The organism is Streptomyces sp. NPDC087420 (genome assembly GCF_044744165.1).
In the GTDB taxonomy this organism is placed as follows: domain Bacteria; phylum Actinomycetota; class Actinomycetes; order Streptomycetales; family Streptomycetaceae; genus Streptomyces.
Genome location: NZ_JBIUXU010000005.1, coordinates 300,600 through 316,136, shown reverse-complemented (window position 1 = coordinate 316,136; position 15,537 = coordinate 300,600). Strand labels below are relative to the sequence as shown.

The 15,537-nt window shown below is 71.0% G+C and carries 16 protein-coding genes; 8 read left to right on the top strand and 8 right to left on the bottom strand.

The features are described 5' to 3' along the window. Positions 1-42: 42 nt before the first annotated feature. The 3 genes from ACIO1C_RS12350 to ACIO1C_RS12340 form a co-directional block, all read right to left on the bottom strand. On the bottom strand, positions 43-2,022 hold the full coding sequence (locus tag ACIO1C_RS12350) for an ABC transporter permease (RefSeq protein ID WP_401861680.1): 1,980 nt from the start codon (positions 2,020-2,022) through the stop codon (positions 43-45). A 40-nt stretch (positions 2,023-2,062) separates the two neighbouring features. Further along, positions 2,063-2,881, bottom strand: coding sequence for a molybdate ABC transporter substrate-binding protein (gene modA / locus ACIO1C_RS12345; RefSeq protein ID WP_401861678.1), 819 nt, complete (start codon positions 2,879-2,881; stop codon positions 2,063-2,065). A gap of 173 nt (positions 2,882-3,054) precedes the next feature. Continuing rightward, the gene (locus tag ACIO1C_RS12340; protein ID WP_401861677.1) at positions 3,055-3,450 is read right to left on the bottom strand and encodes a molybdopterin-binding protein; all 396 of its coding nucleotides are present in this window, start codon (positions 3,448-3,450) and stop codon (positions 3,055-3,057) included. Positions 3,451-3,671: 221 nt separating this feature from the next. Between ACIO1C_RS12340 and ACIO1C_RS12335 the strand changes: the two genes are divergently transcribed. The 3 genes from ACIO1C_RS12335 (at position 3,672) to ACIO1C_RS12325 (ending at position 5,990) form a co-directional block, all read left to right on the top strand. After that, the gene (locus ACIO1C_RS12335; protein WP_401861674.1) at positions 3,672-4,091 is read left to right on the top strand and encodes a molybdopterin-binding protein; all 420 of its coding nucleotides are present in this window, start codon (positions 3,672-3,674) and stop codon (positions 4,089-4,091) included. 92 nt (positions 4,092-4,183) lie between these two features. After that, positions 4,184-4,759 carry a TetR/AcrR family transcriptional regulator gene (locus tag ACIO1C_RS12330; RefSeq protein WP_401861672.1) on the top strand — a complete coding sequence of 192 codons (576 nt, stop codon included), beginning with the start codon at positions 4,184-4,186 and terminating at the stop codon, positions 4,757-4,759. A gap of 16 nt (positions 4,760-4,775) precedes the next feature. Beyond that, the gene (locus ACIO1C_RS12325) at positions 4,776-5,990 is read left to right on the top strand and encodes a GDSL-type esterase/lipase family protein (protein WP_401861669.1); all 1,215 of its coding nucleotides are present in this window, start codon (positions 4,776-4,778) and stop codon (positions 5,988-5,990) included. Between the two features lie 28 nt (positions 5,991-6,018). Here ACIO1C_RS12325 and ACIO1C_RS12320 read toward each other — a convergent pair whose 3' ends face one another. From ACIO1C_RS12320 to ACIO1C_RS12310, 3 genes are all read right to left on the bottom strand, one after another. Beyond that, positions 6,019-7,239 (bottom strand): methyltransferase, encoded by a 1,221-nt coding sequence (locus tag ACIO1C_RS12320; protein ID WP_401861666.1) that lies wholly within the window; start codon positions 7,237-7,239, stop codon positions 6,019-6,021. An 89-nt stretch (positions 7,240-7,328) separates the two neighbouring features. Then, the gene (locus ACIO1C_RS12315; RefSeq protein WP_401861663.1) at positions 7,329-7,571 is read right to left on the bottom strand and encodes a hypothetical protein; all 243 of its coding nucleotides are present in this window, start codon (positions 7,569-7,571) and stop codon (positions 7,329-7,331) included. 4 nt (positions 7,572-7,575) lie between these two features. Beyond that, a complete protein-coding gene (locus tag ACIO1C_RS12310; RefSeq protein WP_401861660.1) occupies positions 7,576-8,235 on the bottom strand; it encodes a TetR/AcrR family transcriptional regulator in 660 nt (219 codons plus the stop codon). Positions 8,236-8,570: 335 nt separating this feature from the next. Here ACIO1C_RS12310 and ACIO1C_RS12305 point away from each other — a divergent pair, with 335 nt between their 5' ends. After that, complete coding sequence (locus tag ACIO1C_RS12305; protein ID WP_401861657.1) at positions 8,571-9,998, top strand: DUF2252 domain-containing protein; 1,428 nt, start codon at positions 8,571-8,573, stop codon at positions 9,996-9,998. Between the two features lie 15 nt (positions 9,999-10,013). Here the strand turns inward: ACIO1C_RS12305 and manD are convergent, their stop codons facing one another. Both manD and ACIO1C_RS12295 read right to left on the bottom strand, forming a co-directional pair. Then, a complete protein-coding gene (manD, locus tag ACIO1C_RS12300) occupies positions 10,014-11,228 on the bottom strand; it encodes a D-mannonate dehydratase ManD (RefSeq protein WP_401861654.1) in 1,215 nt (404 codons plus the stop codon). Positions 11,229-11,277: 49 nt separating this feature from the next. Continuing rightward, on the bottom strand, positions 11,278-11,838 hold the full coding sequence (locus tag ACIO1C_RS12295; protein WP_401861651.1) for a TetR/AcrR family transcriptional regulator: 561 nt from the start codon (positions 11,836-11,838) through the stop codon (positions 11,278-11,280). Between the two features lie 168 nt (positions 11,839-12,006). Here ACIO1C_RS12295 and ACIO1C_RS12290 point away from each other — a divergent pair, with 168 nt between their 5' ends. The 4 genes from ACIO1C_RS12290 to ACIO1C_RS12275 all read left to right on the top strand — a co-directional run bounded on the left by ACIO1C_RS12290 (position 12,007) and on the right by ACIO1C_RS12275 (position 15,126). Next, positions 12,007-12,465 (top strand): DUF1348 family protein, encoded by a 459-nt coding sequence (locus ACIO1C_RS12290; protein ID WP_401861648.1) that lies wholly within the window; start codon positions 12,007-12,009, stop codon positions 12,463-12,465. 132 nt (positions 12,466-12,597) lie between these two features. Continuing rightward, positions 12,598-13,161 (top strand): universal stress protein, encoded by a 564-nt coding sequence (locus ACIO1C_RS12285; RefSeq protein ID WP_401861645.1) that lies wholly within the window; start codon positions 12,598-12,600, stop codon positions 13,159-13,161. Positions 13,162-13,516: 355 nt separating this feature from the next. Continuing rightward, positions 13,517-14,773: a caspase domain-containing protein gene (locus tag ACIO1C_RS12280; protein ID WP_401861642.1), complete on the top strand. Its 1,257-nt coding sequence runs from the start codon at positions 13,517-13,519 to the stop codon at positions 14,771-14,773. Then, entirely contained in the window at positions 14,770-15,126 is a 357-nt protein-coding gene (locus ACIO1C_RS12275) for a hypothetical protein (protein WP_401861640.1), read from the top strand. Before ACIO1C_RS12280 ends, ACIO1C_RS12275 begins: the two co-directional genes overlap by 4 nt. Positions 15,127-15,537 lie beyond the last annotated feature (411 nt).

Here is a 15,537-nt window from a genome sequence, read left to right as displayed (position 1 = left end):
CGGATTCCCGCCGGGACCGGCCTGATACCGACGGGTCGGCCCTCACCGCGCCACCAGGGTGACTTCGGTGGCCTTGACGCTGGTCCAGACGGCGGCGCCGTCGGCCAGGCGGAGTTCCGCGGCGGCCTCGGGGGTGATCTCGGCGACCAGGTCGGGCGCCTCGGGCGAGGTGATCAGAATCCGCAGCCGGCTGCCGAGGGCGGTGATCTCCCGGACGGTGCCCGGCCAGACGTTGCGCGGGCTGCCCGCCGGGCGGTCCCGGTGTACGGAGACGGCTTCGGGGGCGATGATCGCGAGGGCGGCGGAGCCGGGGGCCAGAGGGTCGGCGACGACGAGCCGTCCGCCGCCGCCGAGGACCAGCCCGTCGGGTCCGAACGTGCCCGGCCAGGCGTTGCGGCCCAGCATCCTGGCGACCCAGGGCGAGCGTGGGTTCCGGGTCACTTCGGTGGGCGGGGCGTCCTGGAGGGCGCGTCCGGCGTCGAGTACGAGGACCCGGTCGGCCAGGGAGACGGCTTCGACGGGGTCGTGGGTCACGATCAGGCAGACACCGCCGAAGCCGTCGAGGTGGCGGCGGAGGGTGTGCCGTACCTGCCCCCGGGTGGTCTGGTCGAGGGCGGCCAGCGGTTCGTCGAGGAGCAGGAGCCGGGGCCGGGCGGCGAGCGCGCGGGCCAGGGCGACGCGCTGGGCCTGGCCGCCGGAGAGCTGGTGGGGGCGGCGGGCCGCGAGATGGCCGACGCCGAGCCGGTCGAGCCACTCTTGGGCGGCCCGGCGCGCGTCGGCGCGGCGCACGCCGTGGGCGCGCAGGCCGTAGGCGGTGTTGGCGAGGGCGTTGAGGTGGGGGAAGAGCGCGCCGTTCTGCGGCACCCAGGCGACGTCGCGCCGGTGCGGGGGCAGGGCGGTGACGTCCAGGTCGCCGAGGCGCAGCGCGGCGTGGGAGCGGGGGGTGAGCCCGAGGAGGGCGCGCAGGAGGGTGGTCTTGCCCGCGCCGTTGGGGCCGACGACGGCGATGGTGGTGCCGGGCTCGGCGTCGAGGGTGAGGTGGGTGAACCCGGTGACCTCGGCGTGCAGCCGCCACGCGCCTGCGGCGGGCGTCGCGGGATCCGGTACGGCGTCCGGGCCGGGCGCCTCGTGCGCCTCGGAGGTCCCGCCCGCGTCGTCCGCCCCGTACGTTCCCTCCGCCGGAACGTCCCCACCGGTCGCACGGTCGCGGGTGCCGCCGCCCGTCCAGCGGCCGCGCAGTGCGATCAGTACGGCCATGGCGATGGCGAGCAGCAGCAGGGAGACGGAGGTCGCCGCCTCCGGGTCGTCCTGGAGCAGCAGGTAGACCCGGAGCGGGAGGGTCTGGGTGGTGCCGGGCAGGTTGCCGGCGAAGGTGATCGTCGCGCCGAACTCGCCGAGCGCCCGCGCCCAGGTCAGCGCGGCGCCGGCGGCCAGTCCCGGGGCGACCATGGGGAGGGTGACGGTGAGGAACACCCGTACCGGCGAGGCGCCCAGCGACGCGGCGGTCTCCTCGTAGGCGGGCCGCAGACCGGCGAGGGCGCCTTCGAGGCTGATGATGAGGAAGGGCATCGCCACGAAGGTCGCGGCGAGGACCGCGCCGGAGGTGTGGAACGGCAGGGTGATGCCGAAGCTGTCCTCCAGCCAGGGCCCGAGCAGCCCCCGGCGGCCGAAGCCGAGAAGCAGCGCGACCCCGCCCACGGTGGGCGGCAGGACCATGGGCAGCAGGACCAGGGAGCGCACCAGGGTCTTGCCGGGGAACCTCACCCGGGCCAGCAGCCAGGCCAGCGGGACCCCGAACAGCAGGGACAGGCCGAGGGACCAGAACGACACGATCAGCGAGAGCTTCAGCGCCTCGACCGTGTCGGGTTCGGTCAGGTGGGTGCCGAGCCTGCTCCACTCCGTACGGGCGAGGATCCCGACCAGGGGCAGCAGCAGGAACGCGATCGCGAGCAGCGCGGGCAGGAGCAGGGTGAGGGGAGCGCCGCGGGGGTGGAGGCGTCCGCCCGGGAACGCCCGGTTCATCGGGCGTCCCCGGAGACGGTCCGCCCCCCGTCGGGAGGGGTCACGGCTTCTGGAACCCGGCGTCCTGGAGGATCTTCTGGGCCTCGGGGCCGCTGAGCCACGCCACGAACGCGGCGGCGGCCTCGGCGTGCTTGGACGTCTTGAGCGTGGCGGCCGGGTACTGCGCGATGGCGTTCTGCGCGTCGGGGATCTCGATGGCGTCGACCTTGTCGGGCGCGGTCTCGGCGTCGGTCTTGTAGACGATGCCCGCGTCGGCCTCGCCCAGTTCGACCTTGCTCAGCACGGCGCGGACGTTCGGCTCCTGGGAGACCGGCTTGACGTCGATCTTCTGGGCGTCGAGCACCTGCTCGCTGTAGCGGCCGACCGGCACCTCGGGCGCGGCCAGCACGACCTTGAGCTTGGGGTCGGCGAGGTCCTTGAGGCTCTCGACCTTGTCGGGGTTGCCCTCACCGGTGGCGATCACCAGCCGGTTCTTGGCGATGATCGTGGGGGTGCCGGTGTCGGACGTGAGCCCGTCGATGGTCTTGGTGTCGGCGGTGACCAGCGCGTCCGCGGGGGCGCCCTGCTTGACCTGGGCGGCGAGTTCCTGCGAACCGGCGAAGGAGAACGTCACCTTCGTGCCGGGGTGGGACGACTCGTAGGCGGCGCCGGCCGTCTTGAACACGTCGGTGAGCGAGGAGGCGGCCAGGACGGTCAGGTCCGCCGAGGCGGCCGCGTCGGAGGTGGCCCCGGACGTCGTCGCGGCGGCGTCGGGCTTCTTGTCGCCGTCGTCGTCACCACCGCAGGCGGCCAGCGGTACGAGGAAGGCGACGGTCGCGAGCGCGGTGGCGGCCCGGCGGCGGGTCAAGGTGAAGGTCATGAGGGCGGGGGCTCCTTGGCAGTGCGTCCCTGCGGTCCGCAGGGACGGAACGGACCTGATGCGCGACGGACGTGGCGCGGAACGGACCTGGTGCGGGAGGAATCTGGAACAGGAAGAGACTGGAACAGGAAGAGATACGGATCGCGAGGCGGAACGATCGCGGGCGGAACGGGTCAGGTGCGGTCGATGTGCACGCTGGTGGACTTCACGCGGGCGGTGGCCCGCATGCCGACCTCCAGTCCCAGCTCCTCGACGCCCTCCCGGGTCAGCAGGGAGACCAGCCGGTGCGGGCCGGCCTGGATCTCCACCTGGGCCGCGACATCGCCGAGTTTGATGGCGGTGACGATCCCCGGGAACGCGTTGCGGGCCGAGGTGTACGACACGTCGTCCTCGCCGGCACCGCTCTGCGCGACCTCGACGGAGAACGCCGCGAGATCTTTGCCGTCGATGAGCCGGCGGCCGCCTTCGTCACGATGGGTGGCGACCCGGCCGGCGTCGGCCCAGCGGCGCGCGGTGTCGGGACTCACCCCGAGAAGGCGCGCCGCCTGACCGATTGTGTAGGACTGCATGTGCGACAAGATAGGCCGGTTTCCCTGGCATTCACAATTCTTTGGTGCGATCTCTCTGGCAGATGCGAGTTTTGCCGGAGGAGGGCCCAGGGCCCGTGTCCGCCCAACACGGGGAGCGGGCGGCCCCACCGCGTGTCGCCGCACCGACGCCGCGTGTGATTAGAGTGCGGAGACATTTGATGACCAACACCCGCATTTCATCCTTCTGTGAGGCGCATCCCATGAGCTTGAGCATCCGGAACCAGCTTTCCGGGACCGTCACGGCCGTCTCCCCCGGAGAGGTCATGGCCGCGGTCAAGGTGCGGCTGGCGGGCGGGCAGGAGATCACCGCCGCCGTCACCCAGGAGGCGGTGACGGAACTGGGCCTCGCGGCGGGCACACCCGTACGCGCCCTGGCCAAGTCGACCGAGGTCGCGCTGGCGACCGGCCCGGTCGAGGGCCTGAGCATCCGGAACCACCTCCCGGGCACCATCACCGAGATCACGTCGGGCGGTGCCATGTCGGGCGTCAAGATCGCCGTCGAGGGCGGCGTCCTCACGTCCGCCGTCACGACGGACGCCGTCACGGATCTCGGACTGGTGGTCGGCGCCTACGTCGTGGCGCTCATCAAGTCGACCGAGGTCTCTCTCGCCACGCTCTGACGGGACCGGCCCCTTCCGGCAGAACGACACGCCGATTTGCCTAAAGGTGTTAGGCAAATGCATGATGGTTGTCGGCAAAGGGGAGGACGGTTATGGTTCGAGCGGGGCTGACCCCGGAACGCCTGACGCGGGCGGGGGCGGAGCTGGCCGACGAGGTCGGCTTCGACGAGGTGACCCTCTCGGCGCTCGCCCGGCGCTTCGACGTCAAGGTCGCGAGTCTGTACTCGCACCTGAAGAACTCCCAGGACCTCAGGACGAGGATCGCCCTGTTCGCGTTGGAGGAACTGGCCGACCGGGTCTCCGCCGCGGTCGCCGGGCGGGCGGGCAGGGACGCCCTGGCCGCCTTCGCGGACGCGTACCGCGACTACGCCCGGGAGCACCCCGGCCGGTACGACGCCGCCCGCCTCCGGCTCGACCCCGAGACGGCGGCCGCCAGCGCCGGGGTGCGGCACGCGCGGATGACGCGGGCGATCCTGCGCGGCTACGACCTGACGGAGCCGGACCAGACCCACGCGGTCCGGATGCTGGGCAGCGTCTTCCACGGCTACGTCAGCCTGGAGATGGCGGGAGGCTTCAGCCACACCGCCGTCGACCCGCAGGAGTCCTGGGCCTGGACCCTGGATTCCCTCGACGCGCTGCTCCGTACCCGGACATCCGAGAAATCTTGATCAACAGGCTGGAACGATGAGCACCGACGACAGAACGACCACCGAACACGACTGGGTCACCACACCCGTCACCGCGGACCTCCTGCGCGGTTTCCTCGACCTGGAGCGGACCGCGCACGGACTGCTCCCGCACCGGCTGCCCGCCAGGGCCCGCCGGCAGATCCCCGACGACCAACTGGCCACGGCCGAGGCCCAGCCCTCCGGCGTGCGCCTGGTCTTCCGTACCCGGGCCACCACCGTCGAACTGGACACGCTGCCCACCAAGCGGGTCTACCAGGGGTTCCCGCCCCCCGCGGACGGCGTGTACGACCTGCTGGTCGACGGCCGTCTCGCCGCCCAGGCCACCGTGCCCGGCGGGAACGTCCGCACGATTGTCGACATGCTCACCCAGTCCGCCGAACTGAGCGAGGGACCTCCCGGCACCGCCCGGTTCACCGGTCTGCCGGCGCGCGACAAGGACGTCGAGATCTGGCTCCCGCACACGGAGATCACGGAACTGATCGCCCTGCGCACCGATGCCCCGGTCGAGCCGGCGCCGGACAGCGGGCGCAGCGTGTGGCTGCACCACGGCAGTTCCATCAGCCACGGCTCGAACGCCGCCCACCCGACCGGCGTCTGGCCCGCTCTGGCCGCGGCCCTGGGCGGGGTGGAGCTGGTCAACCTGGGATTCGGCGGCAGCGCGCTGCTCGACCCGTTCACCGCCCGGGCGATACGGGACACCCCCGCCGACCTGATCAGCCTCAAGATCGGCATCAACATCGTCAACGCCGACGTGATGCGCCTGCGCGCCTTCACCCCGGCGGTCCACGGCTTCCTCGACACCGTCCGCGAGGGGCATCCGACCACACCGCTGCTGGTCGTGTCCGCCCTCCTCTGCCCGGTCCAGGAGGACACCCCCGGCCCCCTCGCCCCCGACTTCGACGGCGGCATCCTGCGGTTCAAGGCCACGGGCGACCCGGCCGAACGCGCCGCCGGACGCCTGACGCTCAACGTCATCCGCGACGAACTCGCCCGGATCGTCGCCCAGCGGGCGGCCGGCGACCCCGACCTGCACTACCTCGACGGCCGTGAGCTCTACGGCGAGAAGGACTTCGCCGCGTTCCCGCTGCCCGACGGGGTCCACCCCGATCCGGCGGGGCACCGCCGCATCGGCGAGAACTTCGCGCGGCTGGCGTTCGCCGACGGCGGCCCGCTCGCCAGTGGCGGCCCGCTCGCCGGCGGGACCGGCTGACCGCACTACGGCCACCCGGCGCCCGGAGTCAGTTCTTGACGGCCCGCAGGATCACGAACTTCGGGTCGCTCGTCACGACCTCGCAGTTGCCGAAGAGCCGCTTGAGCTTGGTGTGGTATCCGAGGTGACGGTTGCCGATGACCCAGAGTTCGCCGCCGGGGCGCAGCGCGGCGCGCGATCCGCTGAACATGCGCCAGGCCGTCGCGTCGGTCGTGGACTGGTGGGTGTGGAACGGCGGATTGTTCAGCACCAGGTCGACCGACTCGGCGGGAATGTCCGACAGGACGTCACCGAGGACAAAAGCGGCCTCGGTGTCGGCGTCGACGTTCTTGCGGAAGGTCGCCTCCGCCGACGCCACGGCGGAGAACGACTCGTCGATGAACGTCACCCGCGCCTCGGGATTGGCCAGGGCCATCGCCGTACCGACCACACCGTTGCCGCAGCCGAGGTCGACCACGTGCTCAGCGCCCTCGCGGCGCGGCAGGTGGTGCAGCAGGAAGCGGGTGCCGACGTCGAGCCGCTCCGCGCAGAAGATGCCCGCGTGGTTGACGACCGTACGGCCGGACACCGTCCCGAGCCCGTCGGGCAGGGCGTAGCTGTGCGGCCAGGGGGACGGCGCCCGTACCCGGCCCGGCGAGGGCGAGGTGTGGATCAGCCGCGCCTTCCTGACCGCCAGCGAGGTGGTGGTCGGGCCGAGGATCTGGTCGAACAGCTTGAGCGTCGAGGTGTGGATCTCGGTGACCCGTCCCGTACCGACCACCACGGTGTCCTGGTGGACGGCCGGGGCGAGCCGGTGCAGCTGGTCCTCCAGCTGCGCGAGGCTCCTGGGCACCCGGATCAGCAGGACGTCGATCCGCTCCGGCGGGGTGTCCCGGGCGGAGAGGAGCCGTACCTCATCCGGTTCCGCGCCGTCGCGGCGCAGATTGGCCAGCGTCGCCTGCTGGGTCAGGTACGAGTCGGTGATCTGTACGAGGGGGCCCGTGGTGGCGCTCCCCCGCCGGCGGGCGGCGAGGGCGGTGGTCAGGGCGCCCCAGCGGTCCCCCACGACCACCACGGCACCCGAGAGGTCCGGTGCGGTGTCCGGGCCCCGGTCCGGCGCGGTGTCCGGCTCGGCCTGTGGACCTTCCGTTCCCGCGAGGTGCCGCAGCAGGTACTCGTCGGCGCTGTCCCACGCGCGCAGCGTCTCGCGGGGATGCTCGGGAAATCGGGTGAGGCCGAACTCGCCCCAGAGTGTCGTCAAACGGTTCATGGTCAGCCCAGGCTAGCCCCCGTGGCCGCACGCGTGCGCCGCGCGGCCACCTCAGCACGAAGCGGGACGGCCGGTGCCGGCCCTCCTGGTCAGGGCGCGGTGTCGCTCTCGGGGGGCCGCCGCGCGCTGTCGAGGGCCGCCCGCGCCTGGCGGTACGTGAGGACCGCCGCGAATTCGGTACGGGCGATCTCCAGGACCACCTCGGCGTCGGCGGGCGGATGGGGGTGGTCGCGCAGGGCGATGTCCGCCGCCGCCCGCGCGAGCAGGTCGTCGTCCGGGGACGCCCCGGGCTGGGACATCGTGCGCAGCACCTCGTGCCAGAGGCCGGCCATCGTGTCACTTCCCTTCGTACGCGGGGGTGCCGAGCGTGGCGAGAACGTGATGGATCATCTCGTCGGTGAGCAGGTCGCGGGAGAGCGAGGCGCTGTTGCGCGCCCAGTGCGCGACAAGTTCGTTGATCGCGCCGATGAGCGCGACCAGCGCGAGGGTGTAGTCACGGGGCACGGCCTCGCCGCGCCCGACGGCGCGGTCCGCCTCGCCCAGGAAGAAGTCGGTCCACAGGCTGCGCCAGAGCAGCCGGTGTTCCTCCACCGCGGGCCCGGCCCCGATCACCTCGACAAACGCGACCCGGGTGGCGGCGGGGTCCGCGGTGACGGTCGCGATGTAGGCGCGGCACAGGGCCGTGACCCTGGCGCGGGTGGAGGCGGAGTCGACGGCGGGGTCCCCGAGGACCACCAGGGCGGCTTCCATGCCAGCCCTGGCGATGTCGTTGTGCAGGGCGATCAGCAGGGCCTCGCGGCTCTCGAACTCCTCGTAGAACGCCCGGATGGAGACATGGGCGGCGGCGCAGATCCGTTCGATGGACGTGGTCGCGAAGCCGCGTGTGGTGAACAGTTCGAGGGCGGTGGACAGCAGGCGCTCACGGCGCTGGGCGCGCCGCGCCTGTCCCGTGAGACCCGCCGGGGGCGTACCCCCGGATTCCCCGTACTGATCCATTCGACCTCCCCCATGGGCCTTACCGACGCGCGGTGGCGGCTTCGGTAAGAGCGCTTATCGAGCATGCCACGCGCGGGGGAGCGGTAGGGCCCGTTCCGCGAACAATCCGGGTTCCCGGCCGGCCGAACGGACACCCGGGCGGTCACCCGAACGGCCGTCACGCCGGGCTGGCGGGCCGCCGTCGCGTGATGCTCGTACGGAGTACCGAACAGGGTCGTGTCAGGACCGGGCAGAAGCCTGTCAGGACCGAGCAGAAGCCTGTCGGGTCCGAGCCGGAGTCCGTCCGGACCGAGCAGGAACGTGTCAGGACCGATCCGCGAGCGAGAGGGGCCGCCATGACCACTCCCGCCGACCGGGCGCTGATCGGCCGTGCCGCACGCCACCACGCGTCCCGCTCCTCGCACGGCCTGTGGATCCCGCCCGCCCACCGGACCGACCCGCTCGCGGTGCTGGCGAGCCGGAACAGCGGGCGGATCGCCGAGCTGCTTCCCCTGCACTACGCGCGTATGGCCGCCTCCCCGTCCGCCTTTCTGCGCGGGGCCGCCGCCGTGATGGCCGCCGATCTGGCGCACAGTCCCCGCACGGGCCTGACCGTTCAGTTGTGCGGGGACGCCCACCTGTTGAATTTCGGCTTTTCCGCCTCTCCCGAGCGCGCGCTCCTCTTCGACCTCAACAACTTCGACGAGACGCTGCCCGGTCCGTTCGAATGGGACGTGAAACGCCTCGCCGCGAGCATCGCGGTCGCGGCCCGCGACAACGGACAGCCGGACGGCGAGGCGCGGGGCGCCGCCGGGGCCGCCGTGGAGGCGTACCGGAACTGGATGCGGCGGCTGGCGGACCTCGGCGAACTCGATGTCTGGTACCGGCATCTGGACACCACGGACCTGCTGGCGCTCGTACGGGCCGGGCAGCGCGGCCCCGGGGAGGCGGACGCCGGAAACTCAGACCCCGCCGACCCCACCGACTCCTTGGACCCCTCAGCATCCGCGGACCCCTCAGCATCCACGGATCCGTCCGCCGTCGCGGATCCGTCAGCCGCCCGGCACCGGACGAGCCTGCGCGCCCTGGAGAAGCTGACCGACACGCCGGGCGGCCGGCGCCGCATCACACCCGACCCACCCGTGCTGGAGCCGGTGGGCCGCATCGACGCGGCGGCGCTGCGCCGGATCTTCATCGGCTACCGCAGCACCCTCCCCGAGGACCGCAGGGTGCTCCTGGACCGGTTCCGCTTCGTGGACGCGGCCCGGCAGGTCGTGGGGGTCGGCGGGGTCGGCGTCCGCTGCCACCTCGTGCTGCTGGAGGGCCGCGACTCCGCCGATCCGCTGTTCCTCCAGATCAAGGAGGCCGGCCGATCCGCTCTCGACCCGCCGCTGCCGCGCAGCGCGTACGAACACCAGGGCCACCGGGTGGTCGCGGGGCAGCGGCTGCTCCAGGCGGCGGCCGACCCCTTCCTCGGCTGGGTGACGGGACCGGAGGGCCGGCACTTCTACTGGCGTCAGCTCCGCGACGTGAAGGGCGCGAGCAGCGTCGGCGACCTGACACCGGCGCTGCTGCTGGACCACGCGCGGCTGTGCGGTACGGCCCTGGCCCGTGCGCACGCCAGGTCGGGCGACCGGATCGCCATCGCGGCGTACCTCGGCGGCGCCGACACCTTCGACCGGGCCGTCGCCGACTTCGCGCTGCGGTACGCCGACCGCACCGCCCTCGACCACGCGGGCCTGCGGGCGGTGCTGGCATCGGGGCGGATACCGGCGACGAGCTGAGGGCCCGACCGCTCGCTACCAGTCGTGGACCGTGCCGTCGCCCAGCCGGTTGACGGGCAGGTACGCCGGTTCGTACGGGAAGCGGGCGGCGGTCTCCTCGTCGAACTCCACGCCGAGGCCGGGCTCGTCGGACGGGTGCAGCAGCCCGTCGGCGAACCGGTAGGACGGCCGGAACACCTCCAGGGTCCGCGCGGAGTGCGGCGCGTACTCCTGGATGCCGAAGTTGTGCACGGCCAGGTCCAGATGGATCGCCGCCGCCATCCCGACGGGGGAGATGTCGGCGGGACCGTGGATGCCGGACTTGACGCCGTACACCGCGGCGAGGTCGAGCAGCTTGCGCATCGCGGTGACACCCCCGACGTGCGTGACCGCCGACCGTACGTAGTCGATCAGCCGCTCATTGAGCAACGGGCCGTAGTCGTGCAGGGAGTTGAAGACCTCGCCGAGGGCCAGCGGGGTGGTGGTGTGCTGCCTGACGAGCCGCAGGGCGGTGGGGTCCTCGGCCGGTGTCACGTCCTCCAGCCAGAACAGGTCGTACGGCTCCAGGTCCTTGCCCAGCCGGGCGGCCTGGATCGGTGTCATCCGGTGGTGACCGTCGTGGAGGAGGGGCAGCGCGGGGCCGAACTCCGCCCGGACCGCCTCGAAGACCCCGGGCATGTGCCGCAGATAGGCGGGGGTGTCCCAGACCTCCTCGAAGGGCCTCGGGTGGCCGCCGACCGCGGCCGGCGCCTCGGCCGCCGCCCCGTCCACGCCGTACACCGAGTCGAGTCCCGGGATCCCGGACTGGATCCGGACGGCGCGGTAGCCCCGCTCCAGGTGGGCGCGTACGGAGTCGAGGATCTCCGGCACGTCCCGGCCCGACGCGTGCCCGTAGGCGAGGGCGCCCGACCGGGAGGCGCCGCCGAGGAGTTGGTAGAGCGGCATGCCCGCCGTCTTCGCCTTGATGTCCCACAGCGCGGTGTCCACGGCCGCGACGGCGGCCATCGTGACGGGGCCCCTGCGCCAGTAGGCACCCCGGTACAGGTACTGCCAGGTGTCCTCGACACGCCCGGCGTCCCGGCCGATCAGCAGCGGTGCGACGTGGGCGCGCAGATAGCTCTCGACCGCCAACTCCCGCCCGTTCAGGGTGCCGTCACCCAGTCCCGTGACGCCGTCCTCGGTGGTGAGGCGCAGGGTGACGAAGTTGCGGCCGGGGCTGGTGACGAGGACGTCGGCGGCGATGATCTTCATGGAGGGCTCGGCTCCTGTCGGTGGTGGTAGCGGGGCAGCCCCACCGTACTCAGCGGTCCGCCGCACCCATCAGCAGAGCCGCCGCCTCGCGCGCCCGGAGGGCGGGCTCCGGCGTCCCGAAGATGCCGGCGGTCACCATGGCGCCCTCGGCGAGGAGCAGCAGTTGCCCGGCCGTGCTCAGGGGCAGTCCCGCGTCGGACACCAGCCCCTCCAGGTAGCGCAGGAAGGCCGTTTTGTGCGTACGGGCCTGGGCGGCCACGCGCGCGGAGGTGGCGCCGAGTTCGCCGTACGAATTGATCCAGGCGCAGCCCCGGAAGCCGGGTTCGCCGAACCACGCGTGGAGATGGTCGAAGACCGCCAGGACACGCTCGCGGGGACCGCTCTCCCGGTCCACGCGGTCGGCCAGCCGCCGCCGCCACACGATGTCCCGCCGCTCCAAGTAGGCCTCCACCAACTGCTCCTTGGCGGGGAAGAGTTGGTAGAGCCGCTTGAGCGACACGCCGGAAGCGCCACGGATGTCGTCCATGCCGACGGTCTGTATGCCCCGGCCGTAGAAGAGCTGTTCCGCGGCGTCCAGCACCTGCGACCTGACCGCGGCCCCGTCCTTCACTTGATCACTCCTTCACCTGATCACTCCTTGACCCGAGAACCAACGTTCTCTACGGTACCAGCAGGAGGGAGAACGTTGGTTCTCCCCAGGCTTTTCCCACCCTCCTCCGGCCGCCCGTCACACTCCGGCCCTCTCCGGCCCTCTCCGGCCCTCCCCCAAGGACGCCACATGACCACCCGACCGCCGCTTCCTCCCTTCACCCCCGACACGGCCAGGCAGAAGGTCCAGGCCGCCGAGGACGCGTGGAACACCCGCGATCCCGAGCGGGTGTCGCTGGCCTACACGGAGGACTCGCGGTGGCGCAATCGCGACACGTTTGTCACCGGACGGCCCGCCATCGTGGAGTTGCTGACGGCGAAGTGGGCGCGGGAGCTGGACTACGCGCTGCGCAAGGAGCTGTGGTCGTTCGACGGCGACCACATCGCCGTGCGTTTCCAGTACGAGAGCCATGACGCGGCGGGTCAGTGGTGGCGCAGTTACGGGAACGAGCTGTGGGAGTTCGACGAGAACGGCCTCATGTCACGCCGGGAGGCCAGCATCAACGACGTGGCCATCGGGGAGGGCGAGCGCCGGATCTTCGGTCCCCGCCCCGACGCCGAGCGGGGTGTGCCGTTCCCCCTGCGGTGACGGGGGTCCGGCGGCCGGGGACGCGCCAGTGACGCGTCAGGAAAGGGCCGCCACCTCGCGGACCCACCCCGGACGGCTGTTCAATGGAGGGGTACCCCGGCGCACGCGGCGCCGGCGAGGAGTGTGAGTGCCATGCACCCATCGGGCAGGCCCCCGTCGAACGACCGGCGTGTGGTGGTGGGGGTGAACGGGTCGCTGGGCAGTCTCGCGGCCCTGCACCGGGCGGCGGCCGAGGCCCGCCGGACGGGCGGACAGCTGTGGGCCGTACTCGCCTGGGACCCACCGCCCGCCGAATTCACCCAGCACGGCTATCTGCCGTCCGTCCCGCTGCTGGAGGCATGCCGCCGCGCGGCGGGCCTGGAGCTGGCCACGGCCCTGCGAAACGCCTTCGGGAACGCCGGCCCCGGCGTGCCGGTGGACGGGCTCGTCAGCCGCGGCACTCCCGGCCGGGCACTGGTCCACATCGCCTCGCGCGAGGACGACCTGCTGGTGGTCGGCACGGGACACCGGGGCCTGCTGCACCGCGCCCTGTTCCCCTCGGTGGCACGGTACTGCGTCGCCCACGCGGCCTGTCCGGTACTGACGGTGCCGCCCCCACCGATGCAGCACGACCTGGAAACGGCAAGCAGACGCAACGCCCTGAGGCTGCCGCTCGACGCGCGCGAACTGGACGGCGGCCGAATCTCCGAGGTGTGACGGCGTCCGGGACGCGACGACGCCCCCGCCACGGGCCAGTCACTCAAAGAGACCCTCGCCCCGAGCACCTCAACAACCTCACTACGTGGTCACGGCGGGTCCAATCCCCGCCAGACCCAACCCCGCGGACCCGCGCATCCCCGGTCGACGCTCCGTCCCTGCCGAGCGTCAGCCGACAAAGTCCAGCCCCCGACTCCTGCCGCAAATCAGCTATTGAGCGGCTTATTTGCCTATACGTTGACGAAGTCGGCAAACACGTTCAGTGAGGCCCTGCGGCATGCTGTAATCGACGGACCGGGCGGCGGGCCGGGCCCCGCCGCACCGGCCGCTGGGGCTGCGCAGAGGGGACGGACGGGTGGACGAAGCTGGCTGGATCGAACGATGGGGGAAACCACCGGAGGACGACCACATCTCGTGGGCCCGGCCGCCCGACTGGCTGCCCGACTCCGGCATCCCTGACCCCCAACAAGTGGCACGCGACGGGGCGTACCTCGCTCAAGCGCTGTATAGCAGGGCGACGTCAGCGAGTTATCGAATTTTCCGGACCGCTGCCAACTACCCCAGGTTGCGATCACGCCTTCCGCATACCGAACTCAGCCCGGATGAATATCTGAGGACCGAGCCGGAAGAGTTCAGGTCAGAATACAGCCGATCTCGGAGTCGGGCGCAAATCACTTACGGGGAGGAGATAATAAAGGCCGCCACCCTGACCGGTAGCGAAGCTGGATTGCTCCGCAGCGAGCTATACCTAATGACCAGACAAATCAAACCTGGAAAGAGGGTGGCGCACACAATCGTGCCGCCAACGGCAATTACCTCCTTCACCCCCATCGAAATCCAACGCATAGAGGATCTTCCCGACCCAGAGATATCCAATCCGCCCACCCATCTACCCAGATGGAAGGAGGGTGCGGCCGTCCTGGTGGGAACGTCTCAGTATGCATATCTCAACGATGTCCCGAGCATCGCGAACAATTTGGCTGCCCTCAATGAAGTATTGGCCAGAGGGCTTGGAATTCTGGAAAAGAACATCTATCGGGTAGAGAACCCGGAATCTGCGGCAGCCGTTCATGATGCGATCGAGGAGGCCCGTCTGGCCATCGATCCGGTTTCTGGGGGGCTTATTGTCTATTACGCGGGGCATGGCTGGATGGACCCCTTCGGGCGGCTCCTGCTGGGCCTGGTGGGATCCGACCAGCGCAAGTCATGGTCGGCGCTTCCGTTCGCCACGATCCGCGAGCAGCTGGCGGACAGCCAGGTAGCAGCCCGAATCGTGGTCCTCGATGCCTGCTACAGCGGGGCTGCCCTGGACCTCCTGTCAGGGGGCGTGCAGGGGTCGCTGGCCGTTGAGGGCTCGTACGTGATGACGTCCTCGGACAATGCCAATACCTCGCTCGCCCCTGCGGACGGGGAATACACGTCATTCACCGGCGAGATCATCAAAGCGCTTTCCGAAGGAATCCCCAACGCGGGTGAAACAATCGAGATTGACGATCTCTTCCGCCACGTGCGAGGCGTCTTCGAGCAACGCGGCTGGCCCCTCCCGGACCGGCAGATCCGCACCAATGGCGGCAAACTCCCACTCATGACGAATCCTTGGGGGAGAACATGACAGGTATCGTTCTGACCGTTACGGCCACCAACGGGAACAGAGTGCCGGACGGTTTGCGGATATTCATCAACCGGGACCCCTCGATGCGCGGAATAGGCCGGGCAGAGTGGGAACCGGGAGAAATCCGTGCGGGTGAGCTCGGCACGACTCTCGACGTTCTTGCAATCGTCGTTTCCGGCGCTCTGGGGATTCCCGGAGCGATTGATGTCGTGAATCGGTGGTGCCGCTCGCGGGGAACAACCAGTACCGTGAAGATCGTGGTGGGGGATAAAAGCGTGACCGTCGAGGGAACCAGCGACCCGGCCGAGATCAAACAACTGGCCGAAACGCTCAAAGCCGCCGTAACTCCGTAAGATCGAGATCGTTCATCCCACAATAGAAAGTCGATCCACGAACAAGCGCGACACGGACGCAACTTTGGAGACGCGACATGGCGGAACTTCTCTCGCCGTCGAGGCGGTACCCGGCATGCCCGGCTCATCGCGGCCGCGGTCGATCTGGTCGGGGGAGTGCGCGCCGTCGGCCGTGCAGGTCTACCCGCCGGCCGCCGAGGCCCCGGCATCGGGTGCGATAACGGTGAACCGGCGGCCTGGCAGTGAGCAGGAAGCGCCGACTCGACACGGCCCGAGCCGAGGACGATGGCCTCTGGCTGCACGACGTTGACACGGAGGCAGTGGAGCAGCAAACCGCCTGGCGGGGGCCGGCAGTTACTGGCCGCGGCGGCTCCCCATACCTACGGGGATGGTCCCAACACCCCCCGCCCT